Origin of the sequence: Nocardia flavorosea NBRC 108225 (genome assembly GCF_001613385.1) — a bacterium.
Taxonomy (GTDB): Bacteria; Actinomycetota; Actinomycetes; order Mycobacteriales; family Mycobacteriaceae; genus Nocardia; species Nocardia flavorosea.
On sequence record NZ_BDCG01000008.1, the window covers coordinates 197826 to 219797 of the forward strand.

A 21972-nucleotide genomic window follows, 5' to 3' on the forward strand; every position below is an offset into this window, starting at 1 on the left:
GGTAGCTTCGATGTGGCGGGTCACGCGTTGTGGCTCGCTCGGGAGGTCCTGACCGTGACTGAGCAACTCAGTACGAGGGGGCCGGCACCCGGCCCTCGTGGCTGCTGACGCACCCCGTCCGCAGCCATCCGGACCGACCGGCCCAGCGAGACTGTCTGTGTGGGTGCCGCGCAGACCTAGGAGCCTACCGTGACTGATAATCGCTCCGTATCCGCCCCCTCGGCGAATTCTCGCTTCATTGAGAAAGGTTTGAAGACCTTCGTCATCGACACCTCCGTGCTGCTGTCCGACCCCTGGGCGGTGACCCGGTTCGGTGAACATCAGGTGGTGTTACCGCTGGTCGTGATCAGTGAACTCGAAGGTAAACGGCACCACCACGAACTCGGCTGGTTCGCCCGGGAAGCCCTGCGCATGCTCGACGATCTGCGGGTGACCCACGATCGGCTGGACGAGCCGTTGCCGATCGGCACCGACGGCGGCACATTGCAGGTGGAACTGAACCACACCGATCCCACGGTGCTACCGGTCGGTTTCCGCACCGAAAGCAATGATTCCCGCATCCTGGCCTGCGCGTTGAATCTCGCCGCGGACGGCCACCAGGTGGTGCTGGTGTCCAAGGACATCCCGATGCGGGTGAAGGCCAGCGCGGTAGGTCTGCGCGCGGAGGGATATCACGCTCAGGACGTGGTGACCTCCGGTTGGACGGGTATGGCCGAAATCGACACCGCGTCCGAAATCGTCGACCAGCTCTACAGCGAATCGGTCGTCGACCTCGACGAGGCCCGCGAACTGCCCTGCCACACCGGGATCCGGCTGCTGGGCAACAATTCCAGCGCACTCGGCCGGGTCACCGCGGACAAACGCGTACAGCTGGTGCGGGAACGGGAGGCCTTCGGGCTGCACGGCCGATCCGCGGAACAGCGGGTCGCGCTCGATCTGCTGCTGGACGAAAGCGTCGGGATCGTCTCGCTGGGCGGCCGGGCCGGTACCGGTAAATCGGCGCTGGCACTCACCGCGGGCCTGGAAGCGGTGCTGGAGCGGCGCACTCAGCGCAAGGTCGTGGTGTTCCGGCCGTTGTACGCGGTGGGCGGACAGGAACTCGGCTATCTCCCCGGTAGCGAGAGCGAGAAAATGGGCCCGTGGGCACAGGCCGTTTTCGATACGCTCGACGGGCTGGCCAGCCGTGAGGTGATGGAGGAGGTGCTCAGCCGGGATATGCTCGAAGTACTTCCGCTGACCCATATTCGCGGTAGGTCACTGCACGATTCGTTCGTGATCGTGGACGAAGCACAATCGCTGGAACGTAATGTGCTGCTCACCGTTCTGAGCCGGTTGGGCAGCGGGTCTCGCGTGGTACTCACCCACGATGTGGCGCAGCGCGACAACCTGCGGGTGGGCCGGCACGACGGTGTCGCGGCCGTGATCGAAAAGCTCAAGGGCCACCCCTTGTTCGCGCATATCACCCTCACCCGCAGCGAGCGGTCGCCCATCGCCGCACTGGTCACCGAGATGCTGGAGGAGTACGCGCCGAGCGCCTGATGCGCGCATAGCCGGTCGGCGCCGCATCCCTGGACCGCACAGGTCCGCGATATTCGGCGCCGGCCGCACATCGAACCAACCGGCGAGGCCGTTCGAGGGCCGCCACGGCGCCCTCGAACGGCCGTATTCAACGAGCCGGACGATGGATCGGTCCCGCGCACGCCAGGACGATGTGGTGCTCAGCGGCCGAGAACAGCCTTGACGAGACCCACCGCGGTACCGCGGAGGAAGTTCTCCCAGCTGAAGTGGTCGTGCCAGAGGATGATCCGGCCGTCCACCAGTTCGAAAGTGCCCATCACCCAGAATTCGATACGGACGGGTCCGAAGCGCAGGATATCGGTGCGATCGGTGAGCACGACCGCGCCGTCGGCGGCGATATGGTGCATTCGCGCGGAGAACCCGAACTGTTCCCGGTCCAGCCCGCGCAGCAGTTTGCCGACCCGGCGCGCACCGCGCACATCCGGTAGCGAGGTGTTCTTCCAGACGATATCGGGATGCACCAGTTCCAGCGCTTCGCCGATCGCGCCGATTTCCATCGCGGTGAAGAATTCGCGGACGGTGGTGACCGCGTCCTGGTTCAACTCGGTTTCCATCTCACGAGCCTAGAGCAGGGCCACGCCGCGCGCCGGTGCTCGGCGCCGAAGACCGGGCCGGACTCAGGGAGCTAGAGCAGCTCGACCTCGTCGAACCGGACGGTCATACTGTGCCGCCGGGCCCGGAGTACACCACCCTCACGGTGGACCAGCCCCTCGTCGAAGTCGATCCGTAGTTCGCCGCGATGGGGATCGACCTCCCGCACGACGCCACAGACATCCCAGAACGGTCCGCCGGGAAAGTAGACGACGTCGCCCGGTGCGTATTCGGTAGTCCCCACACCGGCACTGTAGCCGTCACGCCCGCCGCGCGAACGGGTTCCGTTCGACCCGTCACCGACTCGGGCAACCGCACGTCGTTCCCGGGGAGCGGCTGCGTATAAGCGGCAACGGGGCCCGGACGACCGGATCGGACGTGTTGCGCCCGAGCCGGTTCCGGCGCGTGGGCTGTCAGCCCAGGAGGTTCCAGTCCTCCAGGTCCTGGTACAGCGGGAAGTCCTGGGCCAGTTTCGACACCCGGCCGCGCAGTGCGTCCAGATCGGCGCCACCGGCGAGGGCAGTGCCGATGATATCGGCGACCTCGGTGAACTCGGTATCGCCGAAACCGCGGGTCGCCAGGGCGGCGGTGCCGATACGCAGACCGGAGGTCACCATCGGGGGGCGCGGGTCGAACGGGACCGCGTTCCGGTTCACCGTGATGCCGATTTCGTGGAGCAGATCCTCACCCTGCTGGCCGTCGATATCGGAGTTGCGCAGGTCCACCAGGACCAGATGCACATCCGTACCGCCGGTGAGCACGCTGACCCCGTTCTTCGCGACATCGGCCGCGGTGAGGCGTTCGGCGAGGATTTCGGCGCCCGAGATCGTGCGCTGCTGCCGCTCCGCGAACTCCGGCGTGCCCGCGATCTTGAAGGCTACGGCCTTGGCCGCTATGACATGCATGAGCGGGCCGCCCTGCTGGCCGGGGAACACCGAGCTGTTCAGCTTCTTGGCGTAGTCCTGCTTGGCCAGGATCAGACCGGACCGCGGGCCACCGAGCGTTTTGTGCACGGTCGAGGAGACGACATCGGCGTAGGGCACCGGCGACGGGTGCAGCCCGGCCGCGACCAGCCCGGCGAAATGCGCCATATCCACCCACAGGTAGGCGCCGACCTCGTCGGCGATCTCCCGGAACGCCGCGAAATCCTGATGCCGCGGATACGCCGACCAACCGGCCACGATGACCTTCGGCCGCGATTCCCGGGCGATCGCCCGGACGTTGTCCATATCCACGCGATGGTCTTCTTTGGACACCCCGTAGGAGTGGACCTCGTACAGCTTGCCGGAGAAGTTCAGTCGCATACCGTGGGTGAGATGGCCGCCGTGGGCGAGGTCCAGGCCGAGCAGCCGGTCGCCCGGATCCATCAGCGACATCAGCACCGCGGCATTGGCCTGCGCACCCGAATGCGGCTGCACATTCGCGAAATCCGCACCGAACAGCGCCTTCGCACGCTCGCGGGCCATGTTCTCCACCACGTCGACATGCTCACAACCGCCGTAGTAGCGGCGGCCGGGGTAACCCTCGGCGTACTTGTTGGTGAGCACACTGCCCTGCGCCTGCAGCACCGCGCGCGGCACGAAATTCTCCGACGCGATCATCTCCAGGGTGTCGCGCTCACGGGCGAGCTCACCCGCCATCGCGGCGGCGAGCTCCGGATCGAGCTCACCGAGAGACTGGGTATTGACAGAGGCGGTCGTCTGCGTCACGGCGCCAGTCTATGTTCACGGCGACTCCTCCGGCGGCGCGGGGTCAGGGGCCTGTTGCCCCTGGGCCCGCACGTTGACACCGGCCTCGAGGTCGACAGCCGCGCTCGCAGGTCGACCCAGCTCTCGCAGATTGACGTCGGACTCGCGTCAGACCGTCTGTGAACGGGTGGTTGCCATTCAGAACGCGCTCCGCGGCGTGCCGGGAGCTGGTCGATCTGCTTGCTACCGCGGACCGCCCACGAAGGGGCGGGCTGCAATTTCTCGAGAGGTGGGGCCCTGTCGGGTCCGGTTCTTCACTCCTCCGCTTCCCCGCTCCCGAACCAGGCGGACCCCACCCGGGAAAGGTGAACAGTCGGGAAAGGTTGGCGGAGGCGAGCCGGGCTCCGGAGCCGGCTCGACCGGCCGGATCAGCGCAAGGACGACGGGATGAGGGGGTCGTCCAGGAGGCGGCGGAACCGGTCGGCGCGGTCGTCCGCATCGGCGGCGCGGTCCAGCCAGCCGCCGAGCAGTTTGTAGCCCTCCACGTACGTGCTGATGTAGGCACGCCACAGTGGGGACGACAGGAAGCGCAGGGATTGGCGGGCGCGGTCGGGGGTCGTCAACGACCAGCGTTCCAGGAAGCCGGCCACTTCGTCGGCGTCCTTGCCCTGATCGTGCAGCATGAGTGCCGCATCCTGGCGGACACCGAGCAGCTGCGCCGAGGCCTCGGACAGGCGTTCGGCGCGTTCACCGTCGAACCGCAGGCCCAGATCCGCGTAGATCTCCTGCGCCCACTTACCCCAGCCGGGGCCGATGATCGAACTCAGTGCCAGGTCCGCGAGACCCTCGGCCATCAGGCACTGTGGCGTGTTCACCAGGAAGATGGTCTGTTCGCCGTGTCCGGCGGCCACCAGCCCGGCCTCCTTGCGGCAGTGTTCGGTGTGATGGCCCGGGTACGCCTCGTGCGCGATCAGCTTGGGCAGTACCGCCATGTGCTGGCGCAGATCGGAGTTGATCGCGACCGTCGAGCGGTAGTTGCCCAGGTAGTAGTTGAAACCGGACCACGGCTTGTCACCGACCACCTCGTAGGTGACATGTTCGTGGTCGGGCAGCGGGTACCGCGCACGGACGAGCTCGCGCAATGCTCCGGAGAACGCGTGCACACAGTCTTCGAGCCGGTCCGGTGGAATCTCGTCGGCCTTGCGATGCGCGGCCATCCGTTCGGCGAGCGGCCCCTCGCCGCCCAGCACCTCGTCGATCTTCTGGTGCGCCTCCCGGTATTCGGCCGGGTCGCCGGCAGCGATATCCACATCGAAGTACCGGCCGACCTCGTCCACGAAGCCGATCTCCTCGCCCGCGAACTTGCGCGCGGAACACTCCAGCGCCCGCAGATGCGCGTCGAGGAACGCGGTGCGCTGCGGCCTCAGCCCGGCGGCCGGTAATTCGGCGCGCAACCGCGTGGCGGTACGGGCCAGCTCACGAGGTTCGGGCCGGGGCCCGTTCTCGATCTCGCGCCGTAACTGCGCATCGCCGGTGTAGGCGTCGACGAATCCCTCTTCGAGCCGGTCGAATGCCAATCCGAGCCGCAGGTATTCCGTAACCACAGGGTGGGCGTGCATCCATCCGACGATAGCCGCGAACGCGGTCTCGCGCGGTCCGGCCCGGCGCCTACCTGCGCCCCCGCCCGGATGACCCCTCTGGGCTGTGGTTATACCGACTCGTAATGGACCCCCTCGTCGGCCCACTCGTACCCGAGGGGCAGAATTCAGCCATGAGGGCACAGCCAGAGCACCGGACCGACCGCACCAGAGGTCACCGAGAGCACGGCATCTCACAGGTACGGCACCGGGACAACGAGTGTCCGGCAGAGTGGAGCGCTGAGTAGATGGCCAAGGCGAGCGAGCCCAGTCCCTATGTCGAATTCGACCGGAAGCAGTGGCGCGAACTGCGCAAATCGACTCCGCTGGTACTCACCGAAGAAGAATTGATCGGGCTGCGCGGCCTGGGCGAGCAAATCGACCTCGAAGAGGTCGCGGAGGTCTATCTGCCGCTCGCGCGACTCATCCACCTGCAGGTTGCCGCGAAACAACGGCTGTTCGCCGCGACTGCGACCTTCCTCGGCGAAAAGCATCCCGATAAACAGGTGCCGTTCGTGATCGGAGTCGCCGGCAGTGTCGCCGTCGGTAAATCCACCACCGCTCGTGTTCTGCAGGCACTGCTGGCCCGCTGGGACCACCATCCGCGGGTCGATCTCGTGACCACCGACGGATTCCTCTATCCCACGGCCGAACTCACCCGCCGTGGCATCATGCACCGCAAGGGCTTCCCGGAAAGTTACGACCGGCGCAAACTGCTGCGTTTCGTCACCGAGGTGAAATCGGGCGCCGAAGAGGTATGCGCACCGGTGTATTCACATATTTCCTACGATATCGTTCCCGGCGAATTCCATTGTGTCCGCCAGCCCGACATCCTGATCGTCGAGGGCCTGAACGTCCTGCAAACCGGTCCACGCCTCATGGTTTCGGATCTGTTCGATTTCTCGATCTACGTGGACGCCCGGATCGAAGATATCGAGAACTGGTATGTGCGCCGATTCCTGAGCCTGCGCGCCACCGGATTCGCCGATCCTCGGGCCCATTTCCACCATTACGCGAGACTCACCGATTCCGAGGCGACCGCAGCCGCCACGGATATCTGGAATTCCACCAACCGCCCGAACCTGGTGGACAACATCCTGCCCACCCGTCCCCGCGCAACCCTGGTCCTGCGTAAGGATTCCGACCACAGCATCAACCGCCTCCGCCTACGAAAGCTCTAGCGCGTCCTTCAGGTTCCGTAGCGGCGGTGGCGAGCCGCGTAGTCGCGGAGGGCGCGCAGGAAGTCGACGCGCCGGAATTCGGGCCAATAGACCTCGGTGAACCAGATTTCGGAGTAGGCGCTCTGCCAGAGCAGGAAGCCGGAGAGCCGCTGTTCGCCCGAAGTGCGGATCACCAGGTCCGGGTCGGGCTGGCCGGAAGTGTAGAGGTGCTGGCCGATGGCGTTGACCGTGATCGACTGGACCAGGTCTTCACCGGTCTCCCCTGCAGCGATCTCCTGCCGGACCAGCTGGCGGACCGCGTCGGCGATTTCCTGGCGGCCGCCGTAGCCGATGGCGACGTTGACGTGGGTGCCGGTGCGTTCGCGGGTACGTTCGGTCGCGGTGCGCATTCGCTTGGCGACCAGATCGGGGAGCCCGTCGAGGGTACCGACGATCCGCACTCGCCAGTTCTGCTCGGGGGCGGCGAGTTCCTCGACCACGTCGGTGATGACTTCGAACAGGGTTTCCAGTTCTTCCTGACCGCGGTGCAGGTTTTCGGTGGACAGCAGATAGACGGTGACCAGCTCGATTCCCTCGGCTTGGCACCAGCTGACCAGTTCGGCGACCTTGAGTGCACCGACCCGGTGCCCATGGGTGATATCGGTGAACCCGTTCTCCCGGGCCCAGCGGCGATTGCCGTCACACACCACGGCGACGTGGCGCGGATGCTGTTTATCTGCAAGCTTCTTGGCCAGACGGGCCTCGTAGATGCGATAGGGAAAGCCCCGCAGCCGACTCGGAAATTCCACGACGACCTACAGTACGCCTTTTCCGGGTTTCATCCGCATTCGCCGCCGAACGTGGGGTGGGCCACAGTCGCCCGTGTTCCCGGCGAAGCCGGTACAGTGACAAACGAAGCAACCTACGCTGCCGTAGGTTACCGGCAAGTCAAGGGCTGTCCGGCGGTTCGACGAGGAACCCTCAGGGCCGCCACAACAGCCGGGACCGACGCCGTGACCGTCCCCGCCGATCCAGGAGGTTCCGTGTCCGACCCGGCAGACCCGAGATCCGGCACCGGCGAGCCGCCGGAAGACCCCGACAACACGCTGCGGCACTCCCACGACATCGACAGCTTCGACAACACACGAAACCCCGACGACGATCCGGTGCCCAACCCCGCCGAATCCCTGGTCGCGCTTGTCAAACCCCGGATGCGCGGCTGGATCCACACCTGGGCCACCGGAATCGCCGCCATCGCGGTGATCGGGCTGGTCGCCGCCGCCACGACCGTTTCGACTACTGCCGTCGTCGCGACCGCCGTCTACGGACTCACCATCTGCGCACTGTTCGGAATAAGTGCCACCTACCACCGGATCACCTGGACCACCGTGCGGGCCCGGGTCCGGATGAAACGCGCCGATCATTCGATGATCTTCCTTTTCATCGCGGGCACCTATACCCCGTTCGCTCTGCTCGGCCTGCCCACCTCCACGGGCCGGATATTGCTGGCGGTGGTGTGGTCGGGGGCGCTGGCCGGGGTCGCACTGAAGATGCTCTGGCCACACGCCCCGCCCTGGGTCGGAGTACCCCTGTATCTACTGCTCGGCTGGGCCGTTGTACCGGTGGGCGGGGAACTCTACCGGTCCGTCGGGCCGGCGGCGGTGCTGCTGCTGGTTGCCGGCGGGCTCGCCTACAGCATCGGCGCGGTGCTCTACGCGACCAAATGGCCGAATCCGTGGCCCACCACCTTCGGCCACCATGAGTTCTTCCACGCTGCCACCGTGTTCGCTGCGCTGTGCCACTACATAGCGATATGGCTGGTGTTGCTGGATTGACCGGCCACGGCCCTGCGCGTGATCGCAGGCCGATAGTGGGAATATGCCCGGCAGTGTCGATTAGGCTGCTGATTCGTGTCCTTCGATACCGGCCGCTCCGCCGACCGCGGCCGCCGCGGGTAGTCCGGCGATGAGCGACGGCAGTACGGTCCGGCGCCGGCCCGGCACGATCTCCCGGCTGATGCTGTGGAGCGTCCGCGCCCGCGGGGGTCTGTCGCTGATGGTCATCGCCGCACATTTCGCCGGTCTCGCCGTGATCGTCACCCAGCTATGGCTCATCGGATTCCCGAGCCGCGTGGATACCGGCCAGTTGGGCGGGCTGGCCGCCGTCACCGTCTACCCGGCCTTGGCGATCCTGGCGGGGATCGGTTTGGCCATCCGCGACCGGATGGCCTATTTCGGCTGGCTCGACCAATCGCGCAAACCCACACCGAACGAGGCGCGGCGCCTCCTCCGCCTCCCCATCGCGGTATCGCTGCGGGCGATCGCCATGTGGACACCCGGAGTGGTGATCTCGGCGGCGCTGCTGGCCCGGCTCACCGAGGAGAACGATTTCGTCGTCCTGCTCGCCATGTTCACCATCGGTGGGCTCGAATCGGCCGGTCTGACCTACCTCGTCGTCGACCGGGTCATCCGACCGGTGGTGCCCATCGTCGCGGGTGTCCTCGGCGCGACCATGCACTGGAGTTCCTCGGTTTTCGTCCGTGTCGCGCTGGCCTGGGCGGTATCCGGCGCGATGCCGCTGAGCGCATTGATCGTCGTGCTGGCGGATCCGTCCTCCACTCAGGACCACCGGATCCGCACCGGTATCTATCTCGCGGCGATCAGCCTGGCGGTCGGCGTGGGCGCCACCTGGGCGCTGGCCCGGGCCGTCGCCACCCCGCTCCGCGCCCTGCGAATCGCGGTGGACCGCATCACCCGGGGTGACCTGGACGTGCGGGTGGCGGTGGGCAGTGCCAGCGAGATCGGGCGGCTGGAACATTCGGTCAACGAGATGTCGGCGAATCTGCGGGAACGGCTGCGACTGCGCGATGTGTTCGACCGGCATGTCGGCGAAGAGGTCGCCGAACGCGCACTGGCCGGCGGGGTCGACCTGACCGGCGATGTGCGGGAAGTGACGGCGCTGTTCGTGGACGTCACCGGATCGGTGGCGATTTCCACCGGACTGCCGCCGCAGGAATTCGTCGCCAAACTCAACCGGTTGATGGCGACCGTGGTCGCAGCCACCGAGGAGAACGACGGACTGGTCAACAAGTTCGAAGGCGATGCGGCGCTGTGCATATTCGGCGCACCGATCGCCCTGGCGGACAACGCGACCCCTGCGCTGCGCGCGGCCCGCCGGATCCGGGACGAGATCGCGGCGGCCGGGGAGCTGGATATCGGTATCGGGGTCGCCCGGGGCCGGGTGTTCGCCGGCGACCTCGGCACCGACACCCGGCGCGAATACACCGTGATCGGCGACGCGGTGAACGCGGCCGCCCGGCTCACCACCCGCGCCAAGGAGGTGCCGCGGCGCATCCTGGTATCGCAGAGCGTTGTCGACGCCGCCACGGCGGACGAGCGGGAGAAGTGGGTGAAACACGGTGCCGTGGCACTTCGCGGCATCACCGAACCCACCTCCGCGTGGACCGACCGCGAACCCGGGCCGACACCGTAAGAATCGGCAGTCGCGGCGGCTTCTCGTCCTCCACCGCCCTCGCTCCGGCGTACATCCGCACAAATCCGGCTGCCGAGGTGCCCGAAGCGTGACGGCCCTGGCTCGCCCATCCAGCCGCGAGAGCCGCATCGAGCACAGCCCGCCGGGCAGCCAGGAATTCGGCGATGCCCACAATCGGAGCCCTCGGGTGGTAGGCGCGCCGGCCTGTACCGGAGTGAAACAACCGTTAACGGCATGATCTGAGCGCTGAAGCAGCGGCCCGGCGGCGCCCAGCGTGCCCGGCAGAACTCATTGCACCGCGCACCCGACGGCCCCGTACGCAGGGATTTCTCGGCGGGCCGCCCCACCTATTCGGAGCCGTCGACCGGAGGCGCCCGGCGGTTCCGCAGAAAGGTCTCGCCGGCCTAATGCGGAGCGAGTACGGGCCCGCCCCTCGGCGCCCGGCCGACAACCGCGCAGTCACCGGCGATGACGAACGCACCGGTGCGCGTGGGCGTACGGAACGCGGCCGCCAAGCCTTCACGGCGCAGACCGGTACGGCGCCGTGGAGCGGGGTCACCGGCTACTCGGGCACAGTTCGACCTGCTTCCCCGGTAAGAGCGGCACGCAGATCATCCGGTGTCGTCACCGGCAGATCGCAGACCGTACCGCGGCACACATACGCCGCGGCGGTGCCCTCGATGGCGGGGCGGCCGGCGAGCAGCGGGACGGTATCCGCGGGCGCCCGCACGATGATCGCACCGCCGGGGGCGTGCGCACGGGCGACCTCCAGCAGTTCCACATCACCCGCCGGCACATAGCCGGTCGTGGATATCGCGATCTGCAGCGGGCCCTGGAGCGCGGCCTCGGCCACCGTCAGCCACTGTCCGGCCGAACGCGGCGCCTTGGCGAGTACCACCGCGCCACGTGTCAACGTCTGCTCGGCCAGTTCGCGGTAGCGGCCGGCGTGCTCGGGTTCCACCACAGCGGACGCTGTCAGCAGAGCTTCGGCGAGCACGGACGCCCCCGCCGGGGTGGCGCCGTCGATGGGGTCGCGGGGGCGGGCGATAAGCGTTTCCGCGTCGTCGGCGGTATCGAACCAGCTGCCGGGTTCGTCCGGGTCGGCGAAATGGGTGATCGCCGAATCCAGGATCCGCTGGATATCGGGCAGCCACCCGGCCGACCCGGAGTATTGGTGCAGCGCCAGCAGTGCGGTCGCCAGCCAGGCGTAGTCCTCGAGTACGCCCGCCGAACTCCCGGCGACTCCGTCCAGCGAGGCCCGCAGCACCCGGTCGCCGGCCACGTGGATGTCGAGGATCACCCGGGACAGCTCGTCGGCGGCATCGAACCAGTCGCGCCGGTCCAGTGCGCGGGCGGCCTCGCACAACGCGGTGATCGCCATACAGTTCCAGGCGGTGACCATCTTGTCGTCCCGCTCGGGTTGCGGGCGACGGCCGCGGGCGGCGCGCAGAGCGGTGCGGATACGTTCGAATCGCTCGATGTCTTCGGGGTCGCGGACACGGGTGAGCACGGAACTGCCCTGTTCGAAGTTGCCGCCCGTGGTGACCCCGAAGATCTCGCCCGCCCAGGCCCCGTCGATCGGGCCGAGTTCGCCGACCAGTTCGGCGGGATTCCATACATAGGTGGCGCCCTCCATCCCGGGCGCACCCGGTTCCACCTGCGTATCGGCGTCCAGCGCGGAGGCGAAACCGTTCGCGGTGGCCAGATCGTCGAGAAGGAACCCGACCAGTTCCTCGGTGATCCGGTGAGGCAAGGGATCGTCCGGTGTACGCCGGGCCAGATGCGCGTAGAACCGCAGCAGTTGCGCATTGTCGTAGAGCATTTTCTCGAAATGCGGGACCACCCACGCGGCGTCCACCGAATAGCGGGCGAAACCGCCGCGTAACTGGTCGTAGATACCGCCGCGGGCCATCGCCTCGGCGGTACGGTCCACCACCGCGCGTACCTCGGGATTGCCGGTGCGCTCCCAACTGCGCAGCAAACCCTCGAGAAGCGCGGCGGGCGGGAATTTCGGGGCGCCCCCGAAACCACCGTGGACCTCGTCGAAATCGCGGACCACCGCCGACACGGCATGGTCCAGCAGCTGCGGAGTTATCCGGAGTTCGCTCTCGGGCAGCCCACCGGCCTGCGCGCGCAGCGCATCGGCAACCTGATCGGCCGCGGTATCCACATCGGCGCGCCGGTTCCGCCAGGTATCGGTGATCGCGGTGAGCAGTTGCGTGAACGACGGCATCCCGCCGCGCGGCACCTTCGGGTAGTACGTCCCGCAGTAGAACGGTTCGCCCGCCGGGGTGAGGAAACAGGTCATCGGCCAGCCACCCTGGCCGGTCATGGCGACGGTGGCGTTCATGTACACGGCGTCGATATCCGGGCGTTCCTCCCGATCGACCTTGATGCAGACGAATTCGTCGTTCATCTGCGCCGCCGTCGCCTCGTCCTCGAACGATTCGTGCGCCATCACATGGCACCAGTGATCGGTTGGCCGAAGCTACCAATGGCAGGATGCGTATCCCACTGAAAGAAGAATGGGTACGTCCCGCCTGGTTGCTTCTGCCATCGCCTCCTCTCCCCACTCCTGCCAGTGCACGGGGTTGTCCGCGTGCTGGCGCAGGTAGGGCGACGTGGCACCACCTAATCGGTTCATACATCCCAGCCTGCCACACCCGGCCGGCCGAATCGCCCCAGCCGCCAACCCAGCCACTCTCCCGTTCGACGGGACGGGGATGGATATTTTACGACCGACCGTGCGGCACTGAAGCTTCGACAGCATCGGCGGCCCCGGCATTCGGAGAGAGTGAAATGTTCTGCTCGTGGTTCAGAGACGAGGTCGGCATGGCCTTGCCGGGGTTTCGCCGGATTCCTTGGATGATGAAGGAACGCCGCTGTGGATCAGCGGGCTGGCGAACGAGGATCCGCATCACAGTGTGCACGTGATTCGGGGGCTCGATCCCGCTGCGGCGCTGGAGACGCTGGGGGCGAAGCCGCGGCTGTTTCGGCGATGGGAACTGCCGGATGAGCTGGTATGGCTGTCGCCGGAGGCCGTCGGAATCGAGCCGCACTACTCTGCTATTCTGCTCGGCTGAACCGGGTCCACAGCCGGCGTTCGGATTCGTACCGACCGAATCGACAGCGGCCGTAGTGATTTCACACCCGAGCTCACAATCGGCACCGGCTGCGACCGATACTCGGTTGTCGAAGATCTACCAGCGAACCGCATCCGAGCCGCGGGCCTGCGTCCCGAACCAGGTCCGGTGTTCTTCCGCCCAGGACCGGTAGGTCATCGGTGACCGGCCGGTGACCGCGTACACATCGGAGGTGACCGTGTCGTTGCGTCCCGACCGGGCATAGGACAGTCCGTTCACCATGATTCGGACGGCAGCGTCCGTCATACCGGAACCGGCGAGTTGCGCACGGATCGTGCGGGGATCGATATCGGTGTAGGTCACGGGGCGGCCGAGTACCTCGCCGAGAATCGTCACCTGCTCCGGTACCGACAACGACTCGGGACCGGTCAATGTGTAGACCCGGCCGGTATGACCGTCGGCGGTCAGGGCCGTCGCGGCCACCGACGCGATATCGCGTGGATGAATCACGCCCTGTCTGCCCGCTCCGGTGAGGTTGGCGACGGGCCGGCCGTGCCGGATCGCGTCCGCCCACGACAGCGTATTGGACGCGAATACGCTGGGGCGCAATATGGTCCATTCCACGCCACCTTCGCGTAGCACGCGTTCGCCGTCGGCATGCTGACTTCCGATCACTTCTCCTTCCGGGGTTACCGCACCGGTTCCGATGGCCGACAACTTCACGATCCGCTCGACACCGGCCTGGCGCGCCGCGGCGACGAAGGCGGCATCGTGGTCGCCGTTGGGTGTGGATGGTGCCGTCAGCAGAAAGGCCGCCGAGACCCCGGCCAAGGCGCCGGGCAGGGAAGCGGACGCGTCGAAATCGCCGCGCACCACCTCCACGGGCGGTGGAACAACCGCCACCGCCGGGTTGCGGACCATGGCCCGGACCGGCTCACCACGAGCACTGAGCAGTTCGAGCAAAGGGCGGCCGACGGTTCCCGTGGCTCCGGTGACAAGAATCATGACGCCACTGTGCTGTGCCGACCCACTCCGTGTATTGGAAGTTTCGGCGGTGCCGGCGGCAAAAAAGACAATTACCGTGGTCATGTGAGCAGCGCCCGGTATATCGATGTCGCGACTCTGCGGGCCGACGGGAGTGGGATCCATATCCACCCGCCGGAGGTGGCCGCGACTGTCATGGTCCGCCGGATCGCCGGGGGCCGCGCCGATATCGTCGTGCTCGGTCCACGAACAGCCGCTGTCTACGATCGCACCGAGCCGGACGTGCCGCCGTGCGCGGTGGCCCGTATTCGCCCGGGCGGCCTCCGGCCACTGCTGGGCGGGCGGTCGGCGGCCGATCTGGTGGATCGCGTGGTGCCGCTGACAGAGCTGTGGGGAACACGGGGCGCCGAACTCGCCCGAGAGCTCGGCGCGATGCAGGCAGATCCGCCGGCCGTGACTCTGCGTCTGCACGATGCGCTGGCCGATGGACTCGACGGCGACTTCGCCCGGCATCGGGAACTGCTCGACCACGCCCACCATGCGCTCGCGCAAGCCGGTGGCCACGCGAACATGGCGGTACTTTCCCGGGGCCTCGGTATCAGTGAACGACATCTGCGCACCGTATTCACCACCGAGATCGGTGTACCGCCCAAGCTGTTCGCCCGCCTGCTACGGGTACGCCGGGTCGCCGATCTGGTCCGGGACGGTGGCCTGGCGCGACTGGCCGGGGCAGCCGGATACTACGACCAAGCTCATATGACCACCGAGTTCCGGCGCGTGATGGGTGTCCCACCCGGCGCCTACGCAGCCGGCAGGTTCCCGCCGCCCCGGGTATGCCGAAGCACGACCCGATAGCGTGGATCCGCACCGGGCACGGCGAGCACGACGCTCCCGTCAGTGGCCGTCCAGCAGCCCGCGCCGGAGTAGGCGCTGATTCGCGGCGCTGCGTTCGGCCAGTACCGCGGGCGCGAACAGATCCTCGCCCCATATCTGTGCAAGGGCCGGTTCCAGCAGTAATGGGCCGAGGATCAGGAACAGCGTCTGCAAGGCGGCCCAGCGCCGATCGTCGGGAGATATATCACCGGGATGCGCGAGGAGCCGTTCCACTTCCCGTTCGGCGCCGTCGGCCAGCCGTCTCAGCAGTTCGGCCGCGCGCTGGTCACCGTCGAGCAGAACACGCCTGAGGTAGCGGCGTCGTTCCTTGTCGGCGCCGAATACCAGGGCTGCCGCACGGCCGGCCTCTGCCAGACTGCCGCGCTCGGCACCTTCCTCCCGGGCATCGGCGAGCGCACGTCCGAACGAGCCGAGGAGTTCCGCGTCCACGGCGTCGCGCAAACCTGTTTTGGACCCGAAGTGATAGCGCAACAGTGCGTGCGAGACATTCGCCTCGGCCGCGATCTGCCGGGTCGTGGTCGCGGCATACCCCTGTTCGGCGAAGAGCCGACGACCTGCAGCCAGGAGCGCCGCGCGCGCCTCGCCGCGATTCGGTCTGGGTTCGGTCCCGGTCACGAGGCCGAGACTAGCGATCAGAGGACGGCACGCACCATCGGCGTCCTACGCAGCACGAGCGCGGTGGCCACGCTGAGGACGCAGCCCAGCGTGCCCACGACCAGGAACCGCCCGGTTGCCTCGAGTGGCCAGTCCCGCACCAGATATTGCAGGCCGACGACGATCGGCAGATGCAGGAGGTAGATCGCGAATGTGGCCTGTGCGGCGGAGCGCCGCAGATCACTGGTTCCACGGACCCGATCACGGAAGAAGACGAGCAGGCCGAGTGCGTAGCCCACGCAGAGCACGGTCTCGTAGCCGGACCATGCGAACTGGCCCATATCCGTACCGCCCCACGCGAAATAACCCGTGAGTTCGTCGCGGAATACGAGATACAGGACCGTGAGCGCTACGGCCGCCGCGAACCAGGAGTAGGCCACGCGGGCGGACAGCGTTGTCAGCCAACCGCGCCGGTAGGCCAGAACTCCGGCTATCACAAAGGGGATGTGCTGAGCGAGATCCGCCGGTTCCGTCTGGATGATCTCGGCGACCGGCACCCACTGATCGACGGGATAGCGGATTCGCAGCAGCGCCGTACCGATGGCCACCACGGCCGCGAAAGCGAATACGGCGAGCCCGCCCGCGTGCTCGGGCACCGCGCGAGACTCCGGCACCCGGGGGAGGTTGCGTCGTGACCGGACCGCTTCGGCTGCCATCCGCCAAACGAGGTAGGCGAGCGAATACACCAGCAGGTGCTGGATGAACCAGAGGTGCCCGAACTGCCGGTCCGGCCATATCGGCCCGCTCCAGTTCCTGGGCTCCTCGCCGTTTCCGAGGTAGACGTTCCAGTAGTAGTCGCCGAATCCGATATGCCCGTAGGGCCGGAACTCGAGGTAGTAGGCGTACATGAGCACCGGGATCACCAGGAAGAAGCCGATCACGATCGGTCCACCGAGTTTCGTAAGCCTCGTCCGGAGAAATGGGCGGTGTCTGCGCCGGTCCACCGCGGACGGCAGGACATAGGCGGCGATGAGGAAGAAGAGGCTCATCTTGAACGGCGCATTGAGCACGGCGCAATCCTCGATCCACTGCGCTTTCGGCAGGCTCTCGACATACCACCAGTCCGCCGGACCGTAGGGCTGGGCCGCGTGATGCAGGATGACCAGCACCGATAGGGCGATCCGGATCGAGTCGAGGTAGTGCAGCCGTTCCGGGGGTGCGCCGACCTCGGGCACCGGCACTGTTCCTGTCCGCATGGACAGGAACACTAGGGCGCCTCCCTGCTCCTGTCCATCTGGACAGGAGCAGGGATACGGCAGCCCTCGTTCCGCGGCCAACCCCCTGCCGCCACTGAACCCACGGCCGACGACATGGGGTCGCGATTCAGAGTCCGCAACCACACCGGCCGCACACCTTGCACGAGGGCGAAGAATGACGATGCGCGCGACGGAGACAGAGGCCGCCGGACGCGGGGTTGAACCTCTCACCGAATGCCGGGCAGCCGGAGACCAGGGCAGCCTGGATCACGCGCGCAGCCGATGACCTACCGGCCGACGCGATTCCTCGCAGCCCGGCAACTCGCCCACGGCCGCCGACCTCCGGCGCCGGCCAGCGGTGGTCAATTCAGATTGACAATCCGCTGTCGTCAACTTAAGTTGACTTCATGGCGGATAGGGAACCCACGAAAATCGCAACACCGAGAATGATCGATACGGGACATCACCTGTTGCGCGCGAGGATCCGCGGCAGCGGCCCGACGGTGATCCTGGAATGCGGCGGCGCCGGCGAAGGCGTCGAGGGCTGGGGCGAGGAACTCGAGGTCGCGCTGGCCGCACGGGCGACCGTCGTCACCTACGACCGCGCCGGGGTCGGCGGATCGACCGGAACGCAGGCACGCACGGTCACGGAGATGGCCGAAGATCTGCACCGGCTCGCTGTCGGCCTCGATGCCGAACTACCCGCGGTATTCGTGGGGTGGTCCTACGGCGGGCTCGTCACGCAAATGTATGCCCTGCGTCATCCAGGGAACGTTGCGGGCCTGGTCTTCGTGGACCCAACCGCGACCCGGGAGCCACCGGGCTCGCCCCTCGCCCGAAAGGCATCTTTCGCGCTCGCACCGCTGCTGTTGCGGCTCAGCGCACCGTTCACCGGGAAGAATGCGCGGTCACTGCGCAACTTGGCGACGACACTGGACGGTATGCAGAACGCCGTACACGAAGTAGCGCAAGCACGTCGGCACGGGAACTTTCCCGCGGTCCCGCTACGCGTCGTCACCGCCGGTAAACGCCCCAGGATGCCGGCGGCACAGCTGGCACACCTCGACGCCGATCACCGGGCCCTGGCCGGGCAATCACCGTACGGGCAAATATCGGTCGCCGAGCACGCCGGTCACCGGATTCCGATCGAACAACCCACTGCCATCGTCGAAGCGGTCGAGGCCGTCCTCGGACGTTGAGAACCGGTCGTTACCCGCATTCGTCGGGGGCCGGTTCGCCGCGTAGCCGGGCATCGAGCCAGGCGAAGGAACCGGGGAAGCCGGTGCCGAGGCCGGTCACATGCTCACCGGGTTCGCTGCGGAACACCGAGGGAACGCCGAGCGCGCATTGCTGCCGGTAGAGTTCCCGAGCTCCTTCGATGGGGATCCACAGGTCGTGCGCCGCGTGATAGATGTACAGCGGCGCCCCGGACTTGTGGTCGCTCAGGTCGGTGCGCGCGAAGATCTCTTCGGCGGTCTCGCTGTCGAGCGGGTTGGCGATGTTCGCGGCCACATCGATGGGAATGCCGACAACGCCCATCGGGCCCGCGACTTCCCCGCAGGCGTTCTTGATGGGAGAGGTCGCCGCCCACTGCGCCAGGTTGTTCAGATGCCCGAGAATTTCGGGATGTTCACGGGCCATCGCGAGCACGACGACCAGCAGAACCCCGGACGCGAAATTGCCGTTGAATCGGTCGGCGATATCGCGGTTGTCGGTGACGAGCCCGCCGGTGCTCACACCGACGACGACATCGGTCAGGTCAGGCGCGTAGTCGTCGAGCAGCATGGCCGTGGCGTAGGAGGCGATCCCGCCGCCGGAGTATCCGCCGACGGCGACACGGCTGTCGGCGAATTCGGCACCCGGTAGCGACCGGACGGCGCGGATCCCGTCGAGGATGACCTGTCCGGCGACATTGGGTTCCGCATAGGCCATCCAGGGTCCCTCGTGATCGGGGATCAGGACCGCGTAGCCGCGGCTCAGGGCCGTGGCGGCGGTGGGCGGGAACGCGTCGGTGGCGCTGCTTCCACTCACGTTACCGCCGCTGAGCAGGCCGTGTGCCAGCACGTAACCGGGTGTACAACGCTTGCCCAGAGAGTTGATCGGCCGGGCGTCGACCAGGACAGGCCGGGTGCCGGGGCCCGTCCATGCGGTGGGCGGGGTCACCAGTGTTGCCGTGCCATAGGAGGGTTCGCCGTTCGCGGAGGTCGAACGGTATTTCAGCAACTGTGCGCGGCCGACGGGCGCGCCGATCACCTCGCCTGCCGTGGCGGTCACATCGCGCTGCTCGAGGATAGCGCCGGGTCGCGAATCACCCAACCCCTCCGGCCATGTATCGAAGAGCGAATCACCGGTCGGCGAGGACTGCACCGCGCGCCACAGCGCTGCGAGTTCGGGGGACATATCGGCGTGCGGCGGCGCGGCGGCCGGCGGTATGGGCGGTGCGGGTATCACCTCATCGATCTGTTCCTGCAGCTCCGACGGTGCCGCCGGCTCGGCAGCGGCATAATGCTGTCCGGTCAGCAGCAGGCAACCGATCGTGCTCGTGATCATCAGCATGCGTAACGACCGTCCGCGAGAGAGCCGCGCATGTCGATTGTTCATTGCACATCCTTCTGCGATCGGTGAACAGGTCCGCGACAACAGGCCTTTCGGGCAGCCTTGTTGATCGATGCCGACTCGTCGCCGAACGCTGTGACGCATGTGCGTTTCGAGCAGCGCAGCTATTCTACTGATCTTGGTCCGGTCGGCACCGTGGCGAAAACCACAGGCCGCACGGATGATTCACTGTGAGATTGCACCGATCTCGTGCCCCGGATTGCGGGCCGCCGGACGCGGCTGCCGATACTGGTGCGAGTGTGGTGAACAGAGGGTGAGGTACGCGTGAAATCGCTGCTGGCGATCATGGTTACGGTGCTTGTCGGGTGTGCGTCGCTGGGCGGGCACGCCCACGCGGATCCACCGACAGAGCCGGTAGGGCCGAATCCGTCACCCATGCAGGAGTGGATCGACAACACGATCCCGGCTCCACCACAATTCACGGGTGACGAACCCGACGAAGCGCTGTGGCGCGGGGTTCTGCCGTCGGCGGTCGACGACCCGATCTTCGACACCTGGCCCGCCGACCTCGCTGAACTGGCTCCCGGCCAGATCATCGAAACGCGTGACATCACGGCAACTGCCGCCCTGCGCATGGCGACCCCCATCGCGCGGGCAACATTGTTGAAGTTCCGCTCCACCTCCGCCACGGGTGGTCCTTCTTTCGGTACCGCGACATTGATCGTGCCGGCGGCCGAATGGGCCGGCCCCGGACCGCGCCCGGTGGAGGTGAACGCGATGCCGATCAATTCACTCGGCACGCACTGCACCCCCGGCTTCCAGTTGTCGCACGACCTGCTGGATCGGCCCAACGGCGATTTTCCGGTCTTCCTCCCGTCGGTGTGGTTGGCACTGAGCAAGGGGTACGCGGTCCTCATGCCCGACCACGAGGGTCCGTTGATGGCCTACGCCGAGCCCAATATCGCCGGGCACGTGATGCTCGATTCGATTCGCGCGGTCCGCGCCCACGAACCGGCCGAATTCGGGGACAGCCGCTACGTGGCCGTCGGCTATTCCGGCGGCGCGATCGCCGCCTACGCGACGGCGATGCTGCTCGACGAGTACGCGCCGGACCTGGCGGATTCGCTGGTGGGTGCGGCGGCAGGTGGCCTGGTCACCGATAATGCGAACGTCGCCCACCAGTTCAACGGCAATATCTCGTCCGGGATCCTCTTGACAGTGGCGCTGGCCGTCTCGCGGGAACGTCCCGAAATCCTGCAGCACATGAACCATCTCGGGCAATGGGTCGCCTCCTCACCGCTGCGTGATATCTGCGGTGACACCTCCGGACCGCTCGGTGTGGTCGGCATTCCGATCGATGTCGCGGCGAATACCGCGAATGCACTCGACACCCCGTTCGCCGTGAAGGTATTCGAGCAGCTGGACCTGACAGACCGGACATCGACCGTACCGCTGTTCATCTACCACGGCTTGCACGATCCGTGGATTCCGCTCGACGACGCCCAGCGCATGTATCGCCAACAATGCGACCGTGGTGTTCCCGGCGTCTTCCGCGTCGTGGGCGGCGAGCATCTGCTCGGATACGTGAGTGGTTATCCCGAACTCAGTGGCTGGATCGACGCGCGGCTGCATGGCGAAGCCGCACCGAACGAATGCTGAACGGCCGACATGAGTTCGTTGTCCAGCCACGATCATGACGGCGAACGAGACCTTACAATAGTTTGAGCCGCTACTGCTGACATTCCATCTCGGATCGCACCTACTGTTGTCGAGTGAGTGATGCACCGGGCTGGGCTGCGATGGATACCAGCCTTCGAAAACTGTACGGAAGTGCCGAGCCGTTTCATCTCGGGACGAAGCACCCGTGGGCGCTGGGCGGACCGGACCCGCTCGACGGAATCAGCATCTACCAGCATGGTGGCCCACTGCCCCACTGGCATTACATCAGTTACGGTATGTCCGAACTGTATGAGAAAAGTTCACCGGATCCCGAAACCTCCGGCTGGGGATTCGAATTCACCTTCCGACTGGTTCGCCGGCCGAACGTGTCACAGCCGCCGATGTGGCCCGCCGCACTTCTGCAACAACTCGGGCGCTACGTGTTCGACTCCGGGAAACGGTTCAAACCCGGCCACACCATGAGAGCCGGTGCAGCGCTGGCTACCGACCGCCCGGACAGCGCGATTCGCGCCATGGCCTTCACCATCGACTCCGAACTCGGTCGAATCGCCACGCCCCACGGTGATCTGCAATTCCTCCAGATCGTCGGGCTCACCGATGAGGAGTACCGAGCAGCGCTCGGCGGAAACTGTTCCGCGGTCCTCGACCACCTCGCCGGCTATCTTCCCCTGCACGTCACCGATGTCGACCGTGGACCGCTCGCCGGCTGAAGCAAGTTCGGCAAGGTAGCAGACGGGCAACCACAAGGCACAGCACCCGCTGCCATGCGATATGGCAGG

The 21972-nt window shown here is 66.7% G+C and carries 18 protein-coding genes and 1 pseudogene; 9 read left to right on the forward strand and 10 right to left on the reverse strand.

The genetic code is table 11. The features are described from left to right. Positions 1-189 precede the first annotated feature (189 nt). Positions 190-1539, forward strand: a complete 1350-nt coding sequence (gene phoH2, locus NFL01S_RS09060) for an RNA 5'-3' helicase PhoH2 (protein ID WP_084492528.1) — start codon at positions 190-192, stop codon at positions 1537-1539. A gap of 179 nt (positions 1540-1718) precedes the next feature. On the opposite strand, the gene NFL01S_RS09065 is transcribed toward phoH2, so the two are convergent. The 4 genes from NFL01S_RS09065 to NFL01S_RS09080 form a co-directional block, all read right to left on the reverse strand. Continuing rightward, positions 1719-2132 (reverse strand): limonene-1,2-epoxide hydrolase family protein, encoded by a 414-nt coding sequence (locus NFL01S_RS09065; RefSeq protein ID WP_062973391.1) that lies wholly within the window; start codon positions 2130-2132, stop codon positions 1719-1721. Between the two features lie 71 nt (positions 2133-2203). Next, positions 2204-2413, reverse strand: a complete 210-nt coding sequence (locus NFL01S_RS09070; RefSeq protein WP_062973393.1) for a hypothetical protein — start codon at positions 2411-2413, stop codon at positions 2204-2206. Between the two features lie 169 nt (positions 2414-2582). Further along, complete coding sequence (gene glyA, locus NFL01S_RS09075; RefSeq protein WP_062973395.1) at positions 2583-3878, reverse strand: serine hydroxymethyltransferase; 1296 nt, start codon at positions 3876-3878, stop codon at positions 2583-2585. A 407-nt stretch (positions 3879-4285) separates the two neighbouring features. Beyond that, positions 4286-5476 (reverse strand): hypothetical protein, encoded by a 1191-nt coding sequence (locus NFL01S_RS09080; protein ID WP_062973396.1) that lies wholly within the window; start codon positions 5474-5476, stop codon positions 4286-4288. A 266-nt stretch (positions 5477-5742) separates the two neighbouring features. Here NFL01S_RS09080 and coaA point away from each other — a divergent pair, with 266 nt between their 5' ends. Further along, positions 5743-6675: a type I pantothenate kinase gene (coaA, locus tag NFL01S_RS09085; protein ID WP_062973397.1), complete on the forward strand. Its 933-nt coding sequence runs from the start codon at positions 5743-5745 to the stop codon at positions 6673-6675. Positions 6676-6683: 8 nt separating this feature from the next. On the opposite strand, the gene NFL01S_RS09090 is transcribed toward coaA, so the two are convergent. Then, the gene (locus NFL01S_RS09090; protein WP_033243396.1) at positions 6684-7463 is read right to left on the reverse strand and encodes an isoprenyl transferase; all 780 of its coding nucleotides are present in this window, start codon (positions 7461-7463) and stop codon (positions 6684-6686) included. Positions 7464-7820: 357 nt separating this feature from the next. On the opposite strand from NFL01S_RS09090, the gene trhA reads away from it, so the two are divergent. Together trhA and NFL01S_RS09100 are read left to right on the forward strand one after the other, a co-directional pair. Next, a complete protein-coding gene (gene trhA, locus NFL01S_RS09095; RefSeq protein ID WP_342217331.1) occupies positions 7821-8489 on the forward strand; it encodes a PAQR family membrane homeostasis protein TrhA in 669 nt (222 codons plus the stop codon). Between the two features lie 130 nt (positions 8490-8619). Further along, on the forward strand, positions 8620-10146 hold the full coding sequence (locus NFL01S_RS09100; protein ID WP_062973399.1) for an adenylate/guanylate cyclase domain-containing protein: 1527 nt from the start codon (positions 8620-8622) through the stop codon (positions 10144-10146). 562 nt (positions 10147-10708) lie between these two features. On the opposite strand, the pseudogene NFL01S_RS09105 reads toward NFL01S_RS09100, so the two are convergent. Then, positions 10709-12790, reverse strand: a pseudogene (locus tag NFL01S_RS09105) (thioredoxin domain-containing protein). A gap of 217 nt (positions 12791-13007) precedes the next feature. Here NFL01S_RS09105 and NFL01S_RS09110 point away from each other — a divergent pair. Next, positions 13008-13229 carry a hypothetical protein gene (locus tag NFL01S_RS09110; protein ID WP_062973402.1) on the forward strand — a complete coding sequence of 74 codons (222 nt, stop codon included), beginning with the start codon at positions 13008-13010 and terminating at the stop codon, positions 13227-13229. 117 nt (positions 13230-13346) lie between these two features. Here the strand turns inward: NFL01S_RS09110 and NFL01S_RS09115 are convergent, their stop codons facing one another. Then, complete coding sequence (locus NFL01S_RS09115) at positions 13347-14234, reverse strand: NAD(P)H-binding protein (RefSeq protein ID WP_062973783.1); 888 nt, start codon at positions 14232-14234, stop codon at positions 13347-13349. Between the two features lie 84 nt (positions 14235-14318). Between NFL01S_RS09115 and NFL01S_RS09120 the strand changes: the two genes are divergently transcribed. Further along, a complete protein-coding gene (locus tag NFL01S_RS09120) occupies positions 14319-15068 on the forward strand; it encodes a helix-turn-helix domain-containing protein (RefSeq protein ID WP_062973403.1) in 750 nt (249 codons plus the stop codon). Between the two features lie 39 nt (positions 15069-15107). Here the strand turns inward: NFL01S_RS09120 and NFL01S_RS09125 are convergent, their stop codons facing one another. Next, complete coding sequence (locus tag NFL01S_RS09125) at positions 15108-15722, reverse strand: TetR/AcrR family transcriptional regulator (RefSeq protein ID WP_062973405.1); 615 nt, start codon at positions 15720-15722, stop codon at positions 15108-15110. Between the two features lie 17 nt (positions 15723-15739). Then, a complete protein-coding gene (locus tag NFL01S_RS09130) occupies positions 15740-16957 on the reverse strand; it encodes an acyltransferase family protein (protein ID WP_063915901.1) in 1218 nt (405 codons plus the stop codon). 446 nt (positions 16958-17403) lie between these two features. On the opposite strand from NFL01S_RS09130, the gene NFL01S_RS09135 reads away from it, so the two are divergent. Beyond that, the gene (locus tag NFL01S_RS09135; protein ID WP_062973410.1) at positions 17404-18156 is read left to right on the forward strand and encodes an alpha/beta fold hydrolase; all 753 of its coding nucleotides are present in this window, start codon (positions 17404-17406) and stop codon (positions 18154-18156) included. Positions 18157-18166: 10 nt separating this feature from the next. On the opposite strand, the gene NFL01S_RS09140 is transcribed toward NFL01S_RS09135, so the two are convergent. Continuing rightward, on the reverse strand, positions 18167-19558 hold the full coding sequence (locus tag NFL01S_RS09140) for a lipase family protein (protein ID WP_063915893.1): 1392 nt from the start codon (positions 19556-19558) through the stop codon (positions 18167-18169). Between the two features lie 279 nt (positions 19559-19837). Here NFL01S_RS09140 and NFL01S_RS09145 point away from each other — a divergent pair, with 279 nt between their 5' ends. Both NFL01S_RS09145 and NFL01S_RS09150 read left to right on the forward strand, forming a co-directional pair. Beyond that, the gene (locus tag NFL01S_RS09145) at positions 19838-21172 is read left to right on the forward strand and encodes a lipase family protein (RefSeq protein ID WP_245670579.1); all 1335 of its coding nucleotides are present in this window, start codon (positions 19838-19840) and stop codon (positions 21170-21172) included. 113 nt (positions 21173-21285) lie between these two features. Further along, complete coding sequence (locus NFL01S_RS09150; RefSeq protein WP_084492531.1) at positions 21286-21903, forward strand: suppressor of fused domain protein; 618 nt, start codon at positions 21286-21288, stop codon at positions 21901-21903. Positions 21904-21972: the final 69 nt, after the last annotated feature.

Excerpts from the sequence above, each read along its gene's own strand:
- coaA (WP_062973397.1), top strand. The coding sequence starts at position 5,743 with ATGGCCAAGGCGAGCGAGCCCAGTCCCTATGTCGAATTCGACCGGAAG.
- NFL01S_RS09065 (WP_062973391.1), bottom strand. The coding sequence starts at position 2,132 with ATGGAAACCGAGTTGAACCAGGACGCGGTCACCACCGTCCGCGAATTC.
- NFL01S_RS09115 (WP_062973783.1), bottom strand. The coding sequence starts at position 14,234 with ATGATTCTTGTCACCGGAGCCACGGGAACCGTCGGCCGCCCTTTGCTC.
- NFL01S_RS09130 (WP_063915901.1), bottom strand. The coding sequence starts at position 16,957 with ATGCGGACAGGAACAGTGCCGGTGCCCGAGGTCGGCGCACCCCCGGAA.
- NFL01S_RS09080 (WP_062973396.1), bottom strand. The coding sequence starts at position 5,476 with ATGCACGCCCACCCTGTGGTTACGGAATACCTGCGGCTCGGATTGGCA.
- NFL01S_RS09100 (WP_062973399.1), top strand. The coding sequence starts at position 8,620 with ATGAGCGACGGCAGTACGGTCCGGCGCCGGCCCGGCACGATCTCCCGG.
- NFL01S_RS09140 (WP_063915893.1), bottom strand. The coding sequence starts at position 19,558 with ATGAACAATCGACATGCGCGGCTCTCTCGCGGACGGTCGTTACGCATG.
- NFL01S_RS09135 (WP_062973410.1), top strand. The coding sequence starts at position 17,404 with ATGATCGATACGGGACATCACCTGTTGCGCGCGAGGATCCGCGGCAGC.